We start from the raw sequence: 21,167 nt of genomic DNA on the forward strand, positions 1-21,167 counted from the left end.
CGGCATTGGTTGTCGAGCAAGAGCAGTGCTTTTGGTTGGAGAGGAAGATGGGTATTGCATCGGAAGCGACGTTGCGATCGCTTGTTGAAAAATGGCTCGGTCCCATTTCCGCAACGCCGCTGCGGATTACCCGATCGGGTCGCGCGCAGTCGAATCAGGGAGTCTTCGTACACATCGAACTGGTTCTGCGGGGGGAAAGGCTCGGCCTGTTCTTCTTCCGGCATTCCGATGGTTCGTGGCGGGTCTTCCCGCCGGAGGCTGCGCGCCCGTCAATGCGCGTTCACTGACATAACCGGTTATCGAGATCGCGTCGGAATCTCACGCCAGGCATAGACCTGTAACCGACGCTGTTTCTGGGGGCACGAAGAAGAAGCGCGGTGGAAGGCATCAGAAGAGACGCGCGAAAGCGCGTAATTTAATTTAGTACGACTGCATAAGAAGCGGGCCTGATGTCGTTCGATGCAATCGAACGAGAGCCATGCCGACACCAGGCGGTCACGGGCGCCCCATGCAGCGCCCTGACCGGTAGGCGAGAAAAAAAGTATTCAGCCAATGAGACAGGAGAAGACACTTGATGAAAGACAGGAGAACGGTTCATTCCGCTGGTTTTGCGGTGTGCCTCTGTGCGGCCGCGCTTGCTGGTAATGCGAACGCGCAGACGGCTGGGAGCTTTACCGTGGCGACCGGATGGCTCCACGTCGCGCCACAGAGTAGTGCAACGCCGCTGACCGTGGAAAGCATGGGTGGAATGACAGTGAATCAGCAACTGCCCGGTACTGGGGCGCACGCGACGTCCACGGACACAATGGGGATCACGACCGAGTACTACGTCACCGACCACATCGGGGTTGCGACGCTCATCGGACTCCCGCTCACGGTGGATCTGGTCGGGGATGGCGCGCTCGCGAAGTATGGCGCTCTGGGCTCGACGCGGCCGATTCCACCCGCGCTTGTCTTTCGATATCACCTGCTTTCCGCCCAGTCAAAGTTCCGTCCTTTCGTCGGGCTGGGTGTGAACTATACGTGGTTCACCCAAGTGCGTACGACTAACAGTCAATTTGTCACTGACAGTCTGGGACCGGGCGGGTCGGCGCACGGATCCCTCAGTTCGTCCTGGAATCCGGTATTCGAGATCGGGGCTTATTACGCGATGACGAACCACTGGTCCGTGGGTGCCAGCGTCGGTTACGTTCCTGTAAAGACTCACCTTACGCTGGACGGCACTACGGCTAAAGGGACGCAAATCGTTTCGACATCGACGATCCGTCTCAATCCCGTAAATGTCTTCCTGAATATCGCCTATACCTTCTAACCCCAAAGGACAGCGTTTCAGGCGCCGGACACGGTGCAACACGTTCAACCAGTTTAGAGGTTCAAATGCACGACAAAGTGAGCAAATGCGGCGCTTCGAAACGCGCTGATGACGCCCCGAAGGCCGTAACGCTGCGGCGTGCGGGTCCGCTCGCGCGCGCGGGAGTAACGGTTGCGCATGCGTTCTGGCCATCTCCTGCTTCAATGTTCCAATTCGGGTGAAACGATGAAGCGACAAGTGCTCAAATCGATTCTGTTCGCGCTGCCCAAAGTACTCGACCTGACGGCGCGCCGCTTTCCCGCCTATCGTCAGCGCCTCAAGGAGCGGGACATCGTCGCCAGGATCGGGCTGATGGACCGGAGCCTCGGCCGCGTCGTCGAAATCAGGAACGGCCGCATCCGATCGCGCGCTTGCACAGGTTGGCAAGCCGACGTGAACATTCTGTTCAAAGACGTCGGCACGGCCCTGAAATTCCTTTCCCCACGGCAGGACCATGCTGAAATTATTCATGCGGCAAAGAACTTCAAGGTGGTGACGGAAGGCGACGATGAACTGCTGGTGTGGTTCATGCAAACGCTCAGTATGATGCAAACCATTGGACTGCCGATGGGCACGCCAATGCGGGACGGCACACGCCGGTACACGACCTGCACGAACGGTGGCCCATTGTTCGTGTACGTGAAGGATGGTCGCATCGTTCGGGTGACGCCCATCGATCTGGACGCCAAGGACGCCGCCAGCTGGGAAATCGAGGTGCGCGGGCGCCGCTTCAGCCCGCCACGGCGAGGCCTCGTTGCACCGCACGCATTGGCGATCAAGTCGCTTGTCTATTCCGACAAACGGATTCTTCATCCGTTGAAGCGCGTTGATTTCGACCCTGACGGCGAGCGCAATCCGCAGAACCGCGGCAAGTCGGGCTACATGCCGATCAGCTGGGACGAGGCGCTGGACATCGTCGCGAAAGAAATCAACCGGCAGAAGCGTGTTCACGGTCCCGGCTCGATTACGTTCCCCATGTCGTCGCATCATCAGTGGGGGAACATCGGCTACTACCTCAGCGCGCTCACCCGCTTTGCCAATCTGATTGGCTTCACTCGGGTTGCCGCGAATCCGGACAGTTGGGAAGGCTGGTACTGGGGCGCGATGCATCACTTCGGCAATTCGATGCGCGTCGGCGTGCCGTCAGGCTATGGCGGCATTGAAGACTGCCTGAAGGAGGCGGAAATGATCGTCTTCTGGTCTTCCGATCCGGAAAGCACTAACGGGGCGTATGCGGGATTCGAGGGTACGCCGCGGCGCCTGTGGGCAAAAGAACTGGGCATCGAGTTCGTTCACATCGACCCACACTGCAATCCGACCGCGCAGTTGCTGGGCGGGCGTTGGATTCCCATTCGACCGCAAACCGATGCCGCTCTCGCGACCGCGATCATGTACGTTTGGGCCGTGGAGGGTTTATACGACGAGGACTACGTTGCCAACCGCACGACCGGCTTCGACGAGTGGCGCGCCTATCTGCTGGGCGATACGGACGGCGTGCCGAAGACGCCCGAATGGCAACAGTCCGAGACCGGCGTGCCCGCGAAGGATGTACGGGCGCTCGCTCGCCTGTGGGGAAAAAAGAAGGTCTATCTCTCTGTCGGCATGACAGGCGCGGGCTTCGGCGGGGCAGGACGCGGCGCGACCGGGGCGCAATGGGCGCGCTGCATGATCATGATGATGGCGATGCAGGGATGGGGTAAGCCGGGCGTCAATTTTGGGTGTCTGCAGTTGGGTGCTCCGCACGACCTCCACTTTTATTTTCCCGGCTACGCGGACGGTGGGATGTCTGGCGACCTCGCGTGGACCGCCAATGCCGTCAACAACTATCAGCGCATGCCGCACATCCTGACGATGAATCCCGTCAAACAGATGGTCCCGCGGCAGCAGCTACCCGATGCCATCATCAACGGCCATGCGACGGGATACCTGTGGGACGGTATGTCTCAGGAAGCGCAGTTCGCGTCGTTCAGCTACCCGATGCCGGGCTATTCACCGATCCACATGATCTATCGCTATGGTGGCTCTTCCTTCAGCACCGTCACGAAGTCTGGACGCTGGGCCGATGCTTATCGACATCCCAGCATCGAGTTCGTGGTGAACCAGTCGATCTGGATGGAAGGGGAGGCGCAGTTCGCCGACATCATTCTGCCGGCCTGCACGTCGCTCGAGCGATGGGACATCGGCGAGTGGTCGAATTCGGGTGGGTACGCGCATCATGGCTTCAACACCGTCAATCATCGTATGGTGACGATGCAGCACAAGTGCATCGAGCCTCTGGGCGAATCCCGCTCGGACTACGATATCTTCGCCGCCATTCTGACCCGTCTTGGTCTTGGCGGCGTCTTCACCGAGGGCTGCGGCGAACTCGATTGGGTCAAGCGAGTATACGAATCGGCGGATCTGCCCGATCACGTTTCTTGGCGCGAATTCTGCCGCAAGGGCTACTTCGTCGTACCGCCCGAAAAGCCGGAATTGCGCCATCCCGTGGACATGCGCTGGTTCGCGGAAGGTCGTCGCAAGGATCTGCAAGAACCGCATCCGATGCCGTCGCAGTATGCCGAAAAATTCGGCATGGGCCTGCAGACGCCGAGCGGCAAGCTCGAGTTCATACCCGAGTTGCTGAAGCGGCACACCGCCGACAACCCCGAGCGGCCCGCACTGAACCGGTATATCCCGTCGTGGGAAGGTCTGCGCTGCGAGCGGGCCGGGCGCTATCCGCTGCAATTAATCGCAACTCACAGCCGCTACAGTTTTCATACCCATTGCGACGGCAAAAATTCGTCAGTCAACAGCGTCGAGGATCATCGGGCGCTGATCGGCGGGCATCGCTTCTGGCTGCTGAGGCTCGGGTTCGCAGACGCGGCCGCGCGGGGCATTGCTCATCGTGACCTCGTCAAGGTCTACAACGACCGCGGCGCCGTAATCTGTGCGGCTGATGTATCTGCTCTGTTGACCCCAGGCGTCGTCAAGTCATACGAGGCGAGCGCGGAATTCCAGATGATCGAAGTAAACGGCGAACGTGTCGAGATCGGCGGCTGCATGAACATGCTCACGCCCGACCGCTCGCAAACGGCAGGCACCAGCAGCATGAGTCCGAACTCATGCCTCGTGCAGGTCGAAAAATGGAAAGGCGCCGATGCGTTCCTGCTCGGTCGTGCAGCGTGAGGAGAAACGCCATGAGCAAGTGGAATCTGGTTATCAAGGTCGGGCGCTGCGAGAACTGCCAGAACTGCGTGATCGCCGCGCGCGACGAGCACGTTGGCAACGAGTTTCCCGGCTACTCGGCACCGGCTTCGGCCGATGCGGAAAGCAGCATTCGCATCATGCGCCGCGTGCAAGGCGATTCGCACATGGTCGAGACGACGTACCTGCCGGTCATGTGCAATCACTGCGACGACGCACCATGCATGCGTGTAGGCGGCGACGCCATCCGCAAGCGCGCCGACGGCATCGTCATCATTGATCCGGACAAGGCGCGGGGCAGAAAGGACATCGTCAAGGCCTGTCCATACAAGGCGATCGTATGGAATGAAGCATTGCAACTGCCGCAGACATGGATCTTCGATGCCCATCTGCTGGATCAAGGTTGGCAGCACCCGCGATGCGAACAGTCCTGCCCAACGGGCGTTTTCGAAACCGTCAGGCTCGATGACGCCGCGATGGCTGAGAAGGCAAGACGGGAAGGACTCAAGGTTCTGGAACCGAGACTGAAAACCAGTCCGCGCGTCTGGTACAGCGGCCTCGATCGTTGGGAAACCTGCTTTATCGGCGGCAGTGTCAGCGCGCAGGTGGGGCAGGTCGTCGAGTGTGTCGCAGATGCGGCCGTTGCGTTGTACTGGTGCAATCGGAAGGTGGCCGAAACCGTCACCGACGCGTTCGGCGACTTCCGGTTCTCGCGGCTCATCAAAGATAGCGGCCATTATCGGATCGAGATTCGTCATGCGCTGGGCAATGCGTCGCGCGAATGCGTGTTGGGCGAGAGCGTGTATGTCGGCGAGATCGGCCTCGTGCAGTCGACGAATGCGGTTGAGGTCGACTGATGCTGGCGCTGTGTATCCATTCATGAAACCGGTACGCCTGACACGCGCATGCAAAAAAGAGCAGACGCGAGAGCGCCTGCTCGACGCAGCGCGCCGTACGTTCATCGAGCGGGGCCTGGCCGCGACGAGTGTGGAACACATCGCCGAGGCGGCCGGTTACACGCGTGGCGCCTTCTATTCAAACTTCAGCAGCCAGCTGGAACTGCTACTCGAATTGCTGCAACGCGATGTAGAAAAGACGTGTGCGGACTGGCAGGCGATCATCGAATTGCCTGGCGCGTCGCACCAGGAAAAGGTTCGCGCACTCGCGCGTCTGAGTTGCGCTGAATTCGACAATGATTGCTTCCCGCTGTGGGTCGAAGCGGGCCTTCTCTCGTCGCGCGATAGCACGGTTCGGGAGCGGGTCACCGGCTTGCGGCAAAGGAAGCTGGCGAAGCTGGCTGCGTGTCTGTGCGCAGGCGCGCGTCCAGGCGACGGCGGCTGGCCTGCTCAACCTGAAGCGCTCGCGGCGGGCATCCTAAGCCTCTGCGACGGCATGCGCCTCTTCGGGTTGTGCAATCCGGAAGAGATGACGAACGAGGCGATTCGGGCCATTTTGACGGCCTTATTTTCCAGCACGTGGTCCGGTCCGGTACTGGAGAAACCTGAGTCGCTGGATGATGCCGGTGCAACAGTCCGCTTCCACTTACGCTCTTAGATCAATACGTTAGGGCGGGTCGTTTTCATTGATCTATCGCAAAGCACTAGCGGGTCTGGCGAGGATACTCGTGAGAATCACAAACTCACTGAGGAGCGACCAATGGCCCAATTCATGAAAGCTGCGGTAGTCCATGCCTTCGGCGAGCCGCTGCGGATAGAAGAAGTGGCGGTTCCTGCGCCCGCTGCGGGTCAGATTCTCGTCAACGTGAAGGCGTCCGGGGTCTGCCACACCGATCTTCATGCCGCCGATGGTGACTGGCCGGTCAAGCCTCGGCTGCCGTTCATCCCTGGTCACGAGGGTGTCGGATATGTCGCGGCGACTGGCGCAGGAGTCACGCACGTGAAGGAAGGCGACCGCGTTGGCGTGCCGTGGCTCTATACCGCATGCGGTCACTGCGAATACTGTCAGACGGGCTGGGAGACGCTTTGCCACGAGCAGCAGAATACCGGCTATTCCGTGAACGGCAGCTACGCCGAATATGTGATCGCCGATCCGGACTACGTAGGTCATCTACCGAACGGGGTCGCGTTCGACGAAATCGCGCCGATCCTCTGCGCCGGTGTCACCGTCTACAAAGGCATTCGGGTCACGGACACCCGGCCCGGTCAGTGGATCGCCATCTCGGGCATCGGCGGCCTCGGTCATGTCGCGGTCCAGTACGCCGTCGCGATGGGCCTGCATGTCGTTGCCGTGGATGTCGCGCCCGACAAGCTGGAACTTGCGCGCAAACTCGGCGCGCAAATCACCATCGACGCCTCGACGTCCGATCCTGCCAGCGAGGTCCAGAAACAGATCGGTGGCGCACATGGCGTTCTCGTGACCGCTGTCTCGCGCGGTGCGTTTGCGCAAGCGCTCGGCATGGTGCGCCGCGGCGGTACCGTCGCGCTGAACGGCCTGCCGCCCGGCGACTTTCCGCTGCCGATCTTTTCCACGGTACTGAATGGCATCACGGTTCGCGGTTCCATCGTGGGCACGCGTCGCGACCTGCAGGAATCGCTCGAATTCGCGGCCGACGGAAAAGTGCGCGCACATATCCACCATGAGCGGCTAGAGAACATTAACGAAGTGTTCACCGCATTGCGCGAAGGCAAGGTCGACGGCCGGATCGTACTCGCTGAACTTTGAATGAGCCACTGCCTGGTGCCGATATCGCGCGCCGTGCTCATCCAGTTGACGGTTCATCGCTGACCAAATGACCGACGGCATTGATCCACGTCAGCTGGGCTCGGTGCTGCACGAGTAGTCTTCACGAGTTGCACGTCAATCGGTGCGCACGTGCGAGTCCTCCCGCGAGACAGCCGGGGCGACTGCGCGCGCCCTCAGCCAATGTCGCGCTGAAATGGGCCGCAGACTGTCCCGGGGCAATGCAAAGCTCGCGAGCAGAGCGACCGCACATGTTCCTACGACGTAGTAGGCTGGTGCTGTCAAGGATCCCGTCGCCCGAACCAGCATGGTGGCGAGCAGCGGTGCAAAGCCGCTGAATACGACCACCGAAATGTTGTACGCAAGGGCGATCCCGCTGAATCGTACCTGGACGGGGAACTGATCGGCGAGGACAGAGGGCCACGTACCGCTTGCCAGTGAAAAGACCGCCGCGGCGAGAACGAATAAAACGACCGGATCGACAGTGTGATTCACAAGCGCCCAATAGAACGGGTAGCTCAGCACAATCAGCAGCGCCGCTGACGTTCGCAGCAGGTATCGGCGCGCAATCTTGTCTCCCAGCCAGCCCGCAGCGAGCAGACCGAACGAGCTGACGACCAGATAGGCATTCTGGGCGATCGCCGCCGTCCGGGGCGCATAGTGCAATTGTTGAACCAGAAAGGCCGGCATGTGACCGTAGAGGATCCCGTTGACGCCGGCCATCACAGCGATAGTGAGCGCTCCCGCTGCGACGGCTTTGCCATGATGTCGCAGCGTCTCGCGAAATGGTTGCCTGGCGACGGCGCCATGCATCTCCTTGAACTCCGGGGACTCGTCCAGGTTGCGGCGCATCCAGTAGGACAGGAGCCCACAGAATCCGCCGAACAGGAAGGCGATCCGCCAGCCATAGGCCGCCGCGTCGGCGCTCGAGAGGTAGTTCTGGATGCCGAGATTGACGAAAGTGGCGAGCAGGACGCCCACGTTGACCGCACAGATGATGATGCCGGCGGCGAGGCCCGCACGGTGCGGTGCCGCTTCCACTGCATAGGTAATGGCGCCGGGCATTTCTCCGCCGACGCAAAAACCTTGCAGCATGCGCAACAGGATGAGCAGGATGGAAGCCGCGATACCCCAGCTCTGGAAATTGGGCAGCAAACCCAGACAGATCGTGGCTGTGGTGACCACGATGATCGAACCCAGGAAGACCGGACGGCGACCATAGCGGTCCCCCCAGCTGCTGAGGACGATACCGCCGAGCGGCCGGATGACGTAGCCGATTGCCAGCACGGAAAACGCGGCCAGCATGCTGATCAACGACGAGGCGTTCGGGAAAAACTGGGCCGCGATGTGATGCGCGAAGAAACCGTAGACGATGAAGTCGTAAAATTCCAGCGAACCGCCAAGGCTCGCAATCAGAATCATCTTCCACTGCGCCCGCGATAATCCGGGCGAATGCGTCTGGCCAGCGACGCTGACCGGGTGACGAGATATTTCCATGACTCCTCCAGGGATTGTTGGCTTCTTCGTCCAATAGGTGTGCGTGGTCGCGCTGTCTCAGCGGTTCAACGTTGTCTGCATGGCGGGCCGGTTACGCGCTGGCCGCCTGCAGTTCGGGAAATGCGTGTTCGACCAGGCGGTGCAAGGATGCGATGTCGTGTGCAATGCCGTAGACGTAGCGGTCAGGTCGAATCAGCACTGCTGCGGCGCCCGTTGACGCTAACCACGCATTCACCGCATCTTCGTCGCTGACGATCTGGATGCCCGCCCATGCAGCGCGACTGGCGATGTCGTCATCACCGGCGAGTAATTCGGGCAACGCAACGAGGACAAATCGATATCCGACGACGTCATCCATCAAACGCCCGTCTGTCAGGCGGGGTTGGGGCGCGATCTGTCCTATCACGGTCGACGAGGATGCGTCGAGACAGGCTCCCGGGCCGAGCTTCGGTTGTGGAGTGACAAAGTTGCGAATCGCTTCGCTCATCTGGCTGTCCCTGCTGGTTGCAGCCTCGGGATTGGTCGTCTGAATGACCGAGCCGAGTTGCACCGCGGTTTCGATGAACTCGCGCACATGAGGCGAACGCTCCGATTCGTAGGTATCGAGCAGCGCATCGGGCGAAGTGCCACGAATGACCGCGCCGAGCTTCCATGCAAGATTCGACGCGTCGCGGATGCCGGCTGCCATCCCCTGGCCCATGAAGGGCGGTGTTTGATGCGCAGCATCTCCAGCAAGCAACAGCCGTCCGCGGCGCCAGCCGTTTGCCACGACCGAGTGGAAGGTGTAAATCGCGGAACGCTCGAGTCGGGCATCCGCCGGGGAAATCCAGCGAGCGAGCTTATCCCACAGCCATTCGGGGGACGCGAGTTGCGTCGCATCGTCGCCCGGCATGACCATGATTTCCCAACGACGGCGATTTCCGGGACCACGCGTATAGGTCGTCGGGCGCGCCGGGTCACAATATTGAATGGAGAAATCGCCGAGGTCGGGTCGCGGTGTGTCCAGCAATACATCGACCACAACCCACCGTTCGTGCGACTTCAGATCCGTTAGCTCGGTGCCCATGAAACGCCGCGCAATCGAGCGCGCGCCATCGCAGCCAACCACGTAGCGGGCGGTAGCACGGCCGAGTTTGCCGCAGCCCGTGTCTTCAAAGCGCAGTTGGACGCCGTCGTTCGTTTCGTCAAGCGCAAACACTTCGTGACGCAGTCGTACATCCACGTTCGCCTGAACGGCCAGACGGTCACGCAATGCGTTCTCGAGGTCGGGTTGATGAAACTTATAACTTGCGCACCAGCCGTGCGGGCCGATGCATGTGGGGCGTACCCAGTCGATGAGGAGCTTGCCCTCGGCGTTCACGAATTTCATGCCGGGACCGACAAACAACTTCGGGAGCAGCGTGTCTGCGAGCCCGATGCTCTGGAACACCCGCATGCATTCGCCGTCAAAATGCACCGCGCGGGGCAGCGCAAAAATGTCCTTGTCTCGCTCCAGCACGAGTACCTGCAAGCCTTCGATCGCCAGCAGGTTCGCCAGCGTCGCACCGGTCGGGCCGAGGCCGATGACGGCGACATCGTAGTCGCATGCGTGCAACGAAATGGTTTTATCTGACATGTCTACATCCGCTTGGTGAGTCGCCGGATGCACGGGGGGCGCGTCCGGCAACGATCTTTATGCTTCGTCGGCAATTGGATTGGAGAGGACGCCAATCCGGTCGACTTCCACTTCGACCCGGTCGCCGGGCTTCATGAACAGCGGCGGATTGCGTTTCGCACCGACGCCGCCGGGCGTGCCGGTGACGATGACGTCGCCCGGAGCGAGCGGCGTGAAGGTCGACAGGTAGGCGATCTGCTTCGCGATGCCGTGAATCAGCATCTGCGTGGTCGCGCGTTGCACTTCCTGCCCATTGAGGCGAGTAACGAGCGTCATGAGGGCGTTCGGTTCGATCTCGTCACTCGTCACCATCCACGGCCCGAACGCGCCGGTGCGATAAAAGTTCTTGCCCGGTCCCCACTGGGTGGTGTGACGCTGCCAGTCGCGCACGGAGCCATCGTTGTAGCAGGCGTACCCGGCGATGTGATTCCAGGCGTCGGCTTCGGCGATGCGCCGTCCGCCACGCCCGATGATCACGGCAATTTCGCCCTCGTAGTCGAATTGGTGGGACTCGGGCGGACGCAGCATCGGCTGCCCATGACCCACTTGCGAAGCCGGGAGCCGCATGAAGATAACCGGCTGCTCGGTGGTTTCGCGATTGGTTTCCTTGACGTGCTCCGCGTAGTTGAGTCCCACGCAGAAGATCTGTTCGGGGTTCGGAATCACCGGCAGAAGCGTCACTTCAGACAGTGGGTAGTCGCCCTTACCAGCCTGGGACGCCTGCGCGGCTTCCCCCAGCGCGTCGGCGGCAATCAGTGCCTTCAGGTCGGCATAACGATTGTCCAGGCGCTTGCCGAGATCAACGACGCTGTCGTCGCGAACGACGCCGAAGGAGGGGCCTTGATGGGTAGAAAAGCTGACGAGTTTCATTGACGCTCCAGGTAGATAAAAATTCGGGAAGATCAACGCTAACGACCGCAATAAAGTCGTGCATTTATCGTATTTTGAGAATAAGCTATGTTTAACGATGAACACAACGTGTTTTTGGTTAGGGTTTATCACTACTGGAGGCGAGCATGGAAGGTACGAAGAGAGCGCGACGCGGGCTGTCGCTGAGCCATATGGGCTTCTATGTGAGCGATATGGCGCGGGTGGAAGACTTCTATTCGCGGGTGCTGGAGTTCACCGTAACGGACCGCGGCATGCTGCGGACGCCGCACGGCGAAGTGCGGCTCGTGTTCTTGAGTCGTGATCCCGCTGTTCATCACCAGATCGTGCTTGCGAGCGGTCGGCCCGAGCACCTGACGTTCAATCCGATCAATCAGATCTCGTTCGAAGCGGATAGTCTCGACACGCTAAGGCAGTTTCACGCGCGCTTTGTCTCGGAGGGTCTGGAAGAAATCAACCCCGTCACGCATGGCAACGCGATTTCGATTTATGCGCGCGACCCCGAGGGCAACCGGCTGGAGATCTTCATCGACACGCCGTGGTACGTCGATCAGCCGATGCGGGTGCCGGTCGACTTTGACTTGCCTGACGCAGACCTTATGGCGGCCGTTGAGCACCACGCGAGCGCGCTGCCAGGATTCAGACCAAGAACCGATTGGCAGGCCGCGATGGCCGTTCGTATGGGGCTTGTCTAACTCGTTGCTTGAGCGGTCGGCTGCGCATCGGGCAACAACAACGTAGCGCCCTGCGTAAAACAGGGGGGCAGCCGCGCACTCAACCGTTTTCCGTGTGTGAGCCGGGAAGGCTGCGGGAGAGCGCGCTGATGGCATAATCCGCTCACATAGAAGGAGCTAGCGCCGCGATGTCGAGCATCACCCGGCTTTTATCCATACTCGAACTTTTTTCGGAGGCAAAGCCGTTCTTGTCCGCCGAAGACGTTGCTGCCGAACTCGATTGTTCGGCTCCGACGGCCTATCGCTACGTGCGTGAGCTCGTGGATGCTGGCCTGCTCGTCCGGTTTACAGGTGGAGATTACGGTCTCGGTCCTCGCATCATCAGGCTGGATTACCACCTGCGCGCGTCGGATCCATTGCTTGCGGTCGGCCAGCCAATCATGCACGAGTTGGTTGAGCATTCCGGCTTCGATGTAGTGATGTCGCGCTGGTACGGAAACGAGCTTGTTGACACACATAGGGAGACGCACGACGCGGCTCTTGACCTCCGGTACGGTCGAGGCCGTCCGAGGCCTCTGTTTCTCGGAGCCGCTCCTAAAGCGATCCTTTCCAGCTTTCCGAAGGCCAAGCTCGCGACCCTGTTCGAACAGTATCCCGAAGACATTGCGCAAAGCGGCCTTGGGACGACGCTCGAAGAGTTTCGGGCGTCATTGCTCAAAATCCGACGCGCGGGTTTTTATCTTTCAAGAGACGAGCTGGAACATGGAGTTTCGGCACTAGCGTCGCCACTGTTCACGGACGACTCCGGTGAAGCGGTCGGATCGTTGGCATTGATCATTCCGACCCAACGACTCGAGTTCGCAAATCTCGAGCGTCTCGTCGAAACGCTAAGGGAAGCAGCGGGGCGAATTTCACAGCGCACGCGGGCGGCTATCGAAAGCCGGGCGACTGCGACAACTGCGTCGTCGCAGACCGTATCGCCAGTAAAGCGCTCAGCGTAGTTCACTGTCATCTGCTCCCAGGAGCAGCGGTGCAGTTCGATCGCTTTCGAAGACTCAATCCGTTGTCGCCATAACTCGCATTAGCCTTCAGGGAACAGTGTTTCCGAGGGCCGTTTCAAAACCGACTCGAGACGTCTCGTATGCCTTCGGATGGATGCCAGACGCGACCAGCTTGGCAGCAGCGTTGCGAAGTTGACGGGCGTCCGCTATCGAAAGATCGGGGAATCGGCCGAGAGTGTAGCTGCAGTCCTTGCCATCCAACCGGTAGTCAACTTCCCAGACTTTCGAGCCCGAGACCGACACCCGCAACTACATGGAATCGCGATCACGAGGTTTATAGGGCTTGCTCCGCGGTTTGGCGTTCTGCAGGAGTGGGAAGGTGAGCTTCATGGAGTTTTCCTTGGCGGACAACTACCATAAGTTTTACCCGCAAAACCGGCGGGAGCAGGCGGATTTCGTCGGCCTGAGTCGGACGTGCCGATTGCCACTGGATGCGCCACCGCAGCGAACCCATAGCGTCTGACCCATTCGCTGTAACCCTTGACCAGAAAGGCTCCTGAGCGTTCTATGTACTGCTGGCGGGACGTTTGATAGACCGTCCGAAGCGCAAACCACGGCACCTGCGGCAAGTCATGATGAACCAGATGATAGTTATTGTTCAGGAGCAACTTAGGGCGCGCAGATCCTTATTGGTTGGAGATCGGCGGTTGCTTCTTGAATGGAGGCGTGAACTTTTGCCTGCAATTTGCCTGCAGGAAGCGACTGCTGGCTCAGATACAGCCCGACAATGTCGCTTATTCTGTCGCACGCCGCCAGGGCGAATAGGAGCGCCGCACCGAGCATACGGCGGCGGTGTGGCGACGGCACGTTTTGAGACGGTCGGCCCAAATGCCGACGGACATGCCAACAGCTAGAACCGTTGACGGAATCCAAAGCTCACAATCGCCTGCGACTGCGTCGCCGCCGAGTGGCCGTTGCCCTTGTCCGAGACCGAAGCCGTGGCCGGCACCGGGTTGCCGTGTGCATCGAGCGTCATGCCCGAAGCGTGCTGGTAGCCGCCCAGCAGATACACCGTCGAGCGCTTCGAGAGGTCATACAGCGCGCCCAGTGAGACGTTGTGGTATTGCGCCTCGTCTTCGATGCCGTCCACATGGCTGCCGCGCGTGTAGCTATAGCCTGCGAACAGATGCATGTGAGGTTGCACTTTCCACATGCCGAATAGGCCGGCAATATTGAACGTCGCAGTGCCCGAATAGAGCGAGTTCGCACCGGCCTTGTATTGTACGTTGCTGTAGTTCGCGCCCACGGTCGCCGGGCCGAAGTCCCAGGTCACGCCAGCAGCCGCGACCTGCTGCGACTGCGCGCTCGCGAAGCCTTCGTTGATCGACGAATTGAATGTCCCGTCATAGGTGCCTTGCCACTTGCCGGATGTCGGGTCTTGGGGGCCGGTCTTGCTGTTATCCGCGTGTTCATAGCCCACGCCCATTTGTAGAGGGCCGTGCGCATAGCTGCCGCCCACGCTCCACGTGTTCTGGCTCTTGAGACTGCCGGCCTGGCCGCCGAAGCCGTACAGCGCGCCGAACGTAAAGCCCGCATAGTTCGCGCTGGTGTACTTGATCGAATTGTCGACGCGCGTGGTCTGGTCGAGATCGTCGATATCGCCCGGATGCGCGCCGAAGCCGCCGATCGCGCTGACCGGAGCGACAGGGCCGACGAAGTCGTCGAGCGAAGTGTACTGGCGACCCATCGTGAGCGAGCCGTACTGCTTATCGGCGAGGCCCACGAATGCCTGGCGGCCAAACAGGCGGCCGCCCTGGCCCTCGGTGCCGTTGGTGATGTCGAAACCGTCTTCGAGTACGAAGATCGCGGCGAGCCCGTTGCCGAGTTCCTCCTTTCCCCTGAGCCCCCAGCGGCTGCCTGAGAGGTTGCCGCTCGTCACTGCCACATTCGAATGGCCTTGGCTCGTACCGGTGTTGCTGGTGCGTTCGTTGCTGCGGTAGGTAATACCTGCATCGACGATGCCGTAAAGCGCGACGGCGCTTTGCGCCGCCGCTGTTTCCGCTACCGACAAGAGAATTGGTGCAGAAATCAGAAGCTTTTTGATCATGTGCTATCTCGACCGTTAACAATGGACCGTTACACGAGTGGAACGGCCGAGCCGGCCAGCGGCAGGCGCTGGAAGAAAACGCGATTGAAAGCGCCAGCGAGTTACCGCATTGGCGTTAGCGTTAGTGCTTGAACGAGGCGCCCGGCGGCAGTTCGGGCGCGTTGCCGGCCACCATCTTGCGGACCTTGGCGACGTCGTCGGCGATGACCGGCGCGCCGGTGTTGCCCCAGTTGACGCGCACGAAGGTGGCCACATCGGCTACGTCCTGATCGGACAGGCGCCAGCCGAACGCCGGCATCGTGAACGGCGAGGGCGCCGATTTCGTGCCTTCGAGCGTGTTGCCGCTGAGCAGTACATGAATCAACGATGTGGGATCTTTGCCCTGCACCACCGGATTGCCGCCGAGCGCCGGGAACACGCGCGTGTAGCCGCGCCCGTCGCTGCGGTGGCAGGCCATGCAGTTGTCGCGATAGACGGCTGCGCCGCGTGCGCTCGCGTCGCCGCTTTGCAGCGCGTTCGCGGCGATGGCGTTATAGGCGTAAGGCGTTTCCTTCGGGTCGTTCGAGGGCAGTGTCTTGAGGTACCGAGCCATCGCGAGCAGGTCCGCATCGGTCATGTGCTGCATGCTGTGCTGAACCACGTCGGTCATGCCGCCGAAAGCGGCCGTGTGCAGATTGCGGCCCGACTTGAGGAACTGCACGATGTCGTCCTCGGACCACGCGCCGATGCCCGTGCGCGCGTTGCCGCGCAGGTTCGACGGCACCCAGCCGTCGATCGGTCCGCCGCCCGCGAGGAAGGCGTCGCCTTCGAGGTCAGTGAGCGCGAGTTCCTGCATCGTGCGCGCCCGTGGTGTGTGGCACGCGCCGCAATGGCCCAGGCCCTGCACGAGATATGCGCCGCGCGCGACGACCGTGTCGCTATAGTGCGAGCCGTCGAACACCTGCACCTTGGGCGCAAATAGCGTGCGCCAGATCGAAAGCGGCCAGCGCATCGAGAGCGGCCAAGGGATGTGCGCGGCGCGGTTCTGCGCGTGTACGGGCGCGACGCCCTGCATGAAGTACGCGTAGAGCGCCCTCGTGTCGTCGTCGGAAAGGCGCGCGTACGACGGGTAGGGCATGGCCGGGTAGAGCGTATCGCCGTTCGGGCGCGCGCCCTGGCGCACGGCTTTCGCGAAATCGTCGTAGCTCCATTTGCCGATGCCGCTCCCGGGGTCGGGCGTAATGTTCGTGGAGTAGATCGCGCCGATGGGCGTATCCAACTTCAGCCCGCCCGCGAAGGGCTTGCCGCCCTGGGCGGTATGGCAAGCGATACAGTCGCCAGCGCGAGCGAGGTACTCGCCGTGCGCGACGAGCCCGGGGTCTGCGGGCTTAGCAGTGGCGTTGGCGGCACGGGCCGTGAGCAGCGCAAACGCCATAGATAACACAGCATAGACGGCGAGCGTGATCGCCGCCTTCGAAACGGGGTTCAGGCGGCGCAGTGCGCCGCGTGCGCTTTTACGAGCGAATCGCACGGGGACCAGGTTTTTCTTCATGATCGTCATGGGCTTCTCACACGCTCACCAAGGGGCCGGGGTTCTTCAGATACTGGCTGCGAATCGCTTTCGCGGACCAGTAGGCGAGAGCGGCGACGAGGCCGGTGGGGTTGTAGCCGATGCCCTGCGGGAACGCGGATGCGCCCATCACGAACACATTGGGCACGTCCCAGCATTGCAGATAGCGGTTGATGACGCTCGTCTTCGGATCGGTGCCCATCACGGCGCCGCCCACGAGATGAGTGGTCTGATAGCGGCGTGAGTCGAAGTGGGCGCCGAATTCGCGCGTGTAGACGTTGATGGCCTTTGGGCCCATCGCCTCGGCGATCTTCTGCATCTGGCCCGTCACGTACCGCGCCATCTTGATGTCGTTGTCCTTCCAGTCGAAGGTCATGCGCAAGAGCGGTTGACCGTACGAGTCGCGATAGGTCGGATCGAGGTCGAGGTACACGTCGCGGTACGACATATTGGAGCCGTGCGCGTCCATCGAAATGGTGTGCGCATAGTGGTCCTTCACGGCCTTCTTCCACCCGGCGCCCCAGTTCGGCGTGCCCGCGGGTGTGGCGATGCCGCTGATCGGCTTCACGCCCGCCTGGTTCACCCAGAGCGGCGAGCCGCCGACGAAGCCGAGCGGCCCGTGGTCGAAGTTGTCAGCGTTGAAGTCGTCCACGGCCACGCCATTGCCGCCCGCGCCGATGAACGGGTTCGTCCACGTGTCCTTGTCGAAGAACGCCGTGATGGTCGAGAGGTTCTGGTATGCGAAGTTGCGGCCCACCACGCCTTCGCCCGAAATCGGGTCATAGGGCTTGCCGATGCCCGAGAGCAGCAAGAGGTGCACGTTGTGATACTGGAACGCGGCGACGATCACGAGATCGGCGGGCTGGAACACTTCCTGGCCCGCGGGATCGACGTAAGTGACGCCCGTGGCGCGCTTTTTCGTATCGTCGAGCTCCACGCGCAGCACGTGGCACTTTGAGCGGAGCTCGAAATGCTTCTCCTGCTTGAGCGCGGGCAGGATGTTGAGGTTCGGCGAGGCCTTTGAGTACATGTAGCACGCGTAGCCGCTGCAGTAGCCACAGAAGTTGCATGGGCCCATCTGCACGCCATAGGGGTTGGTGTATGGGCCCGAGGTATTCGCCGATGGCAGGCGGTAGGGATGCAGGTCGAGCGATTTCGCTGCGTCGTAAAAGCGCTGCGCCGAATACGTGTTCAGCTGCGCGGGCAACGGAAAGTTGTCGCTGCGCGCCGCCTCGAACACATTGCCGTCGCCGACCACGCTGCCCTGCACCTTGTACGCCTGGCCCGAGGTGCCGAACACCTTCTCGGCGAAGTCGAAGTGCGGCTCCAGTTCGTCGTAGCTCACGCCGTAGTCCTGGATCGTCATGCCTGCGGGGATAAACTTCTTGCCGTAGCGCTCCTCATAGTGGCTCTTCATGCGCAGCTCTTCCGGCGTGATGCGGAAATGCACGCCTGACCAGTGCAGGCCCGCGCCGCCCACGCCTTCGCCGGGCAGGAACGCCGCAAGCTGGCGGTAGGGCAGCGCCGTGTCGTTCACGCCGTGGCGGATCGAGACCGTGGTCTTTGAAAGATCCAGGAAGAGCTTCTTGCGGACGTTGTGCGTGAGCTCGTCGATGGTGTTGGGGTATGCGCCGTCCGGGTAGGTGTCGCGGTACTCGCCGCGCTCCAGCGCCACCACCTTCAGGCCCGCTTCGGTCAGTTCCTTTGCGAGGATCGCGCCGGTCCAGCCGAAGCCGACCACCACGGCATCGACATGCGGTTTCTTCTGGGCCATTTACGCACGCTCCCCATTGATCGAAACGGGGCCATACGGATAGGGCTTGCCGTTCTGGTTCACGAAATCCATGAAGTCGGCGCGCGCGCCGGGGAAGCCGATCATCTTCCACGCGGCCATGTCGCGGTTGCCGCCGTGGATCGGGTCGCAGAAGTAGCCCTCGCGCGTGTTCTGCAGCAACTGGCCGAAGAACGCGGAGGCGGGTACGCCGTCCAGGTCGACCTTGCCCGCTTCGAGCGCCGTGAGCACGCTGTCGCGCGTATTGGCGTCGAGCGCGTCGAAGTCCTTGCCGTAGGCCTTCGAGCAGTACACGTTCACGGCCTTGATGCCGAGCCGGTAGATGTCGCGCGGCACGAGCTTCAACTGATAGCCGAGTTCGGGCACGCCTTGCGGGAATGGCCCCTGCATGTACCAGAGCGCGCCGTGCGCGTAAGGCGTATCCATCTGCCGGTCGATGAATTCGGGCACGCCCGCTTCGAGCGCGCCAGGGCCTTCGGAATCCGCGGGAATCATGCGGTCCACGGCCGCTTGGAGGAACGCCCATTCACGGGCGTCGAAAAAGCGCGGCTTGTAGTCTCCATGGGCTTGATGCGCCACACCCGCGGACTCGGAAGGCTGGCCGCCTTGCTGCGCAGTACCGGGGGAAGCTCGCGAGCCCCGTTCGCAGCCGGCAAGTGCTCCTGCAGGAACCAGTACTGCCGCTGTGCGCAGGAAGCCGCGGCGTGACGTGAGAGGAGAGTCTGACATAGTTGAAATCCGTATCAAAACTGCGCGGCCTGTTTCGACTGACGCGGCAAGCGGAGACTGGCTCATATGAACTGCGTGAAATGCTCAACGCGTGGCGCTGCATCGTGTGCGTGGATGCATGTTGCGTTCGCTGCCGCATGCCTCCTCACACCTGGAACGAGTATTAACGACAGGCGCCTGCTTGCCTGAGACGCTCGGAGCTGTTCAATTCGTAAACTCTTCTGTTCTTTTCCTCATTCATTTAGGATGTCTTAGACAAAAGGATAATCGGAGATTTCAAGACGCACCATTATCCGATGGTGTGTAAACGCTCGATGTTCAAGCTCACCAATTGGTGAAGCAGACCACCGATTGCTCCGGTAATCAGGAAGCGATAGCAACGAGGGTTAGATCGTGGTCACAGTCAGCGGTGCGCCGATGAGCACGACCTCGAACCCAATCCGTATGTCCGGAAGCAACGGAGACGATACCCATTGCGGCACGAGGTTGCCCACGAATCTCGGTGGTATGTGCATGACGAGCTGGCCGAGAAGATCCAGGCCACCAAGCGGGGAGACACTGCACGCCGCCGCGTCAATGGCTTTAAAGAAAATTAGTCTCTCGGGTTGAGCAGGTCAGCCGCTTTCCTGAAATCCACAAGAAGGCTTTCCGCCTACGAGCCAATCTAGAGTAGGCCACGCGAAGACGCAAATACACTTTGGGTTAGATATGACATGACGCTACTTCCCATCGACACATAGATGCAGGTAAGCCATTGTGCAGTGGACCGCCACACCGCTTGCATCCTAGAGTTGCTGTCATGTCGCGCTGTTCACTCACGGCATCGAACACATGATTCGCCGTTCCAGGATGAATTGGATGAAGTGTCTCGAACATGTGAATACGCGAATGATTGAAACGGGCCCGATTTCAGGAGTAGCTAATGATGACGAGAGAGTGCTCTGAAGTAGAAGTAGCGCGTGTCCAGATCGAAGTTCTTGAACAGTTTGAAGATGCTCTCATCATTCGGTGGGTGGAGCCAGGGCGATGCCACTATGGCGAGCAGCGCTGGCGTCGTCGTTTTGCGAGGGCCCCCGGTGTGTGCGTTGTGTCGCAACGTGCAATCCGCCGCGGTGATGCCGTGTTTAGTCCCGCCGAACGCCCTGCTCGGGCTAACGCGTCTGCGATGATATCTGTGGAGGCGTTGGGGCTATTCAACTTGGCATCCCGAGAATATCAGTGGACGCGCGACCTCCGGCGAATGACTCACCGGCCGTAGCGAGAAGGCTATATTGGCGCGCTCTGATTTTGACGACTGACAAAACGTTGGCTCCGCCGCTGCGGAAGTGTGAACTTGGGCTATACCATAGTGCAATTGAAACGCGTACCGGCTAACGGTTAATCTTCGTTTTGAAAATGAACGATCAGGAGAGTCAAGAGATGATTAGCAGTGAGGCAACCGCGATCGTGCGCCGATGGGACTATTTAATAAATGAACCGATCTTCCAAAGGTAGGTATCCATGAAAGTCTCTCATTTCATTCGATGCGCAGCCATCGGAACAACCATCGTATCGAGGGTAATACACGCACACGAGATCGGTGCAAACTTCGATTGCCGAGCTGGTCCGCACACATTCATTGAACAGTTGGTCGAAGGAAAGGAGATCGATCCGCTACCGATGAGAGTGTCGGACAATGCGGTCAACGTGTATCGGGTGAGACCGAATCAGAACTTCACCGCTTTTGGATTCAGGGTGCGGGCTGTTTTTGGCTACGCCCATAACGACGACATGTTCATTCACAGGCGAGGCGGAGCTGAAGTGCCCCACCAGGTCTATGGGGTCGTCGTGATGGCCGGCAAAGATGTGGTCAACAATCGCATCAGTGAAGCTGGAAGCCCGGCGACAGTGAGAGAAGTCATGCCGCTTGTCATGTCGGCCGTCGTTTGTGAGAAATAGCTTGACTTCGACGGCACTCGAAGGCCAACTCTGTTCTCCCCTTTTCCAGTTCATGTCCGCTGCGTATGAGATCGAGTTTCGTGCTGGCCTGCATGCCGTGCCGC

The 21,167-nt window shown here is 60.6% G+C and carries 18 protein-coding genes and 1 pseudogene; 10 read left to right on the forward strand and 9 right to left on the reverse strand.

Annotation, left to right across the window (positions count from 1 at the left end):
* The first annotated feature begins 47 nt into the window (after window positions 1-47).
* From AB4Y34_RS00980 to adhP, 6 genes are all read left to right on the forward strand, one after another.
* The gene (locus AB4Y34_RS00980; RefSeq protein WP_176379466.1) at window positions 48-287 is read left to right on the forward strand and encodes a hypothetical protein; all 240 of its coding nucleotides are present in this window, start codon (window positions 48-50) and stop codon (window positions 285-287) included.
* Window positions 288-574: 287 nt separating this feature from the next.
* Window positions 575-1,312 carry an OmpW family protein gene (locus tag AB4Y34_RS00985; RefSeq protein ID WP_368715160.1) on the forward strand — a complete coding sequence of 246 codons (738 nt, stop codon included), beginning with the start codon at window positions 575-577 and terminating at the stop codon, window positions 1,310-1,312.
* A gap of 225 nt (window positions 1,313-1,537) precedes the next feature.
* Window positions 1,538-4,516: a molybdopterin-dependent oxidoreductase gene (locus AB4Y34_RS00990; protein ID WP_368714963.1), complete on the forward strand. Its 2,979-nt coding sequence runs from the start codon at window positions 1,538-1,540 to the stop codon at window positions 4,514-4,516.
* A gap of 11 nt (window positions 4,517-4,527) precedes the next feature.
* On the forward strand, window positions 4,528-5,391 hold the full coding sequence (locus tag AB4Y34_RS00995; RefSeq protein ID WP_368591141.1) for a 4Fe-4S dicluster domain-containing protein: 864 nt from the start codon (window positions 4,528-4,530) through the stop codon (window positions 5,389-5,391).
* Between the two features lie 22 nt (window positions 5,392-5,413).
* Entirely contained in the window at window positions 5,414-6,088 is a 675-nt protein-coding gene (locus AB4Y34_RS01000; protein WP_368714964.1) for a TetR/AcrR family transcriptional regulator, read from the forward strand.
* 102 nt (window positions 6,089-6,190) lie between these two features.
* Window positions 6,191-7,216 (forward strand): alcohol dehydrogenase AdhP, encoded by a 1,026-nt coding sequence (gene adhP / locus AB4Y34_RS01005; protein ID WP_368714965.1) that lies wholly within the window; start codon window positions 6,191-6,193, stop codon window positions 7,214-7,216.
* A gap of 135 nt (window positions 7,217-7,351) precedes the next feature.
* Here the strand turns inward: adhP and AB4Y34_RS01010 are convergent, their stop codons facing one another.
* The 3 genes from AB4Y34_RS01010 to AB4Y34_RS01020 all read right to left on the reverse strand — a co-directional run bounded on the left by AB4Y34_RS01010 (window position 7,352) and on the right by AB4Y34_RS01020 (window position 11,255).
* Entirely contained in the window at window positions 7,352-8,731 is a 1,380-nt protein-coding gene (locus tag AB4Y34_RS01010) for an MFS transporter (RefSeq protein WP_368714966.1), read from the reverse strand.
* 91 nt (window positions 8,732-8,822) lie between these two features.
* Entirely contained in the window at window positions 8,823-10,346 is a 1,524-nt protein-coding gene (locus tag AB4Y34_RS01015) for a bifunctional 3-(3-hydroxy-phenyl)propionate/3-hydroxycinnamic acid hydroxylase (RefSeq protein WP_368714967.1), read from the reverse strand.
* A gap of 57 nt (window positions 10,347-10,403) precedes the next feature.
* Window positions 10,404-11,255, reverse strand: coding sequence for a fumarylacetoacetate hydrolase family protein (locus tag AB4Y34_RS01020; protein WP_368714968.1), 852 nt, complete (start codon window positions 11,253-11,255; stop codon window positions 10,404-10,406).
* A gap of 191 nt (window positions 11,256-11,446) precedes the next feature.
* Here AB4Y34_RS01020 and AB4Y34_RS01025 point away from each other — a divergent pair, with 191 nt between their 5' ends.
* Both AB4Y34_RS01025 and AB4Y34_RS01030 read left to right on the forward strand, forming a co-directional pair.
* Window positions 11,447-11,968, forward strand: a complete 522-nt coding sequence (locus tag AB4Y34_RS01025; RefSeq protein WP_368714969.1) for a VOC family protein — start codon at window positions 11,447-11,449, stop codon at window positions 11,966-11,968.
* 167 nt (window positions 11,969-12,135) lie between these two features.
* A complete protein-coding gene (locus AB4Y34_RS01030) occupies window positions 12,136-12,948 on the forward strand; it encodes an IclR family transcriptional regulator (protein ID WP_368714970.1) in 813 nt (270 codons plus the stop codon).
* Window positions 12,949-13,035: 87 nt separating this feature from the next.
* Here the strand turns inward: AB4Y34_RS01030 and AB4Y34_RS01035 are convergent, their stop codons facing one another.
* The 6 genes and pseudogenes from AB4Y34_RS01035 to AB4Y34_RS01060 form a co-directional block, all read right to left on the reverse strand.
* Window positions 13,036-13,251, reverse strand: coding sequence for an Arm DNA-binding domain-containing protein (locus AB4Y34_RS01035; protein WP_368714971.1), 216 nt, complete (start codon window positions 13,249-13,251; stop codon window positions 13,036-13,038).
* A 31-nt stretch (window positions 13,252-13,282) separates the two neighbouring features.
* Window positions 13,283-13,616: pseudogene (locus AB4Y34_RS01040) on the reverse strand (fatty acid desaturase); the annotation flags it as partial.
* 242 nt (window positions 13,617-13,858) lie between these two features.
* On the reverse strand, window positions 13,859-15,052 hold the full coding sequence (locus AB4Y34_RS01045; RefSeq protein ID WP_368715161.1) for a porin: 1,194 nt from the start codon (window positions 15,050-15,052) through the stop codon (window positions 13,859-13,861).
* Between the two features lie 124 nt (window positions 15,053-15,176).
* Window positions 15,177-16,469: a c-type cytochrome gene (locus AB4Y34_RS01050; RefSeq protein ID WP_368715162.1), complete on the reverse strand. Its 1,293-nt coding sequence runs from the start codon at window positions 16,467-16,469 to the stop codon at window positions 15,177-15,179.
* 133 nt (window positions 16,470-16,602) lie between these two features.
* Entirely contained in the window at window positions 16,603-18,378 is a 1,776-nt protein-coding gene (locus AB4Y34_RS01055) for a GMC family oxidoreductase (protein WP_368714972.1), read from the reverse strand.
* On the reverse strand, window positions 18,379-19,134 hold the full coding sequence (locus AB4Y34_RS01060) for a gluconate 2-dehydrogenase subunit 3 family protein (protein WP_176379571.1): 756 nt from the start codon (window positions 19,132-19,134) through the stop codon (window positions 18,379-18,381).
* Between the two features lie 913 nt (window positions 19,135-20,047).
* Between AB4Y34_RS01060 and AB4Y34_RS01065 the strand changes: the two genes are divergently transcribed.
* Both AB4Y34_RS01065 and AB4Y34_RS01070 read left to right on the forward strand, forming a co-directional pair.
* The gene (locus AB4Y34_RS01065) at window positions 20,048-20,383 is read left to right on the forward strand and encodes a DUF3331 domain-containing protein (protein ID WP_176379478.1); all 336 of its coding nucleotides are present in this window, start codon (window positions 20,048-20,050) and stop codon (window positions 20,381-20,383) included.
* 242 nt (window positions 20,384-20,625) lie between these two features.
* The gene (locus tag AB4Y34_RS01070) at window positions 20,626-21,063 is read left to right on the forward strand and encodes a hypothetical protein (RefSeq protein WP_368714973.1); all 438 of its coding nucleotides are present in this window, start codon (window positions 20,626-20,628) and stop codon (window positions 21,061-21,063) included.
* Window positions 21,064-21,167 lie beyond the last annotated feature (104 nt).

It is taken from the genome of Paraburkholderia sp. BR10954 (assembly GCF_040965775.1).
Lineage (GTDB): Bacteria > Pseudomonadota > Gammaproteobacteria > Burkholderiales > Burkholderiaceae > Paraburkholderia > Paraburkholderia youngii.

Bases quoted from the DNA above. Each gene is read 5' to 3' on its own strand.
- AB4Y34_RS00980 (WP_176379466.1), top strand. From the start codon at position 48: ATGGGTATTGCATCGGAAGCGACGTTGCGATCGCTTGTTGAAAAATGG.
- AB4Y34_RS00985 (WP_368715160.1), top strand. From the start codon at position 575: ATGAAAGACAGGAGAACGGTTCATTCCGCTGGTTTTGCGGTGTGCCTC.
- AB4Y34_RS00990 (WP_368714963.1), top strand. From the start codon at position 1,538: ATGAAGCGACAAGTGCTCAAATCGATTCTGTTCGCGCTGCCCAAAGTA.
- AB4Y34_RS00995 (WP_368591141.1), top strand. From the start codon at position 4,528: ATGAGCAAGTGGAATCTGGTTATCAAGGTCGGGCGCTGCGAGAACTGC.
- AB4Y34_RS01000 (WP_368714964.1), top strand. From the start codon at position 5,414: ATGAAACCGGTACGCCTGACACGCGCATGCAAAAAAGAGCAGACGCGA.
- adhP (WP_368714965.1), top strand. From the start codon at position 6,191: ATGGCCCAATTCATGAAAGCTGCGGTAGTCCATGCCTTCGGCGAGCCG.
- AB4Y34_RS01010 (WP_368714966.1), bottom strand. From the start codon at position 8,731: ATGGAAATATCTCGTCACCCGGTCAGCGTCGCTGGCCAGACGCATTCG.
- AB4Y34_RS01015 (WP_368714967.1), bottom strand. From the start codon at position 10,346: ATGTCAGATAAAACCATTTCGTTGCACGCATGCGACTACGATGTCGCC.
- AB4Y34_RS01020 (WP_368714968.1), bottom strand. From the start codon at position 11,255: ATGAAACTCGTCAGCTTTTCTACCCATCAAGGCCCCTCCTTCGGCGTC.
- AB4Y34_RS01025 (WP_368714969.1), top strand. From the start codon at position 11,447: ATGGGCTTCTATGTGAGCGATATGGCGCGGGTGGAAGACTTCTATTCG.
- AB4Y34_RS01030 (WP_368714970.1), top strand. From the start codon at position 12,136: ATGTCGAGCATCACCCGGCTTTTATCCATACTCGAACTTTTTTCGGAG.
- AB4Y34_RS01050 (WP_368715162.1), bottom strand. From the start codon at position 16,469: ATGGCGTTTGCGCTGCTCACGGCCCGTGCCGCCAACGCCACTGCTAAG.
- AB4Y34_RS01055 (WP_368714972.1), bottom strand. From the start codon at position 18,378: ATGGCCCAGAAGAAACCGCATGTCGATGCCGTGGTGGTCGGCTTCGGC.
- AB4Y34_RS01065 (WP_176379478.1), top strand. From the start codon at position 20,048: ATGATGACGAGAGAGTGCTCTGAAGTAGAAGTAGCGCGTGTCCAGATC.
- AB4Y34_RS01070 (WP_368714973.1), top strand. From the start codon at position 20,626: ATGAAAGTCTCTCATTTCATTCGATGCGCAGCCATCGGAACAACCATC.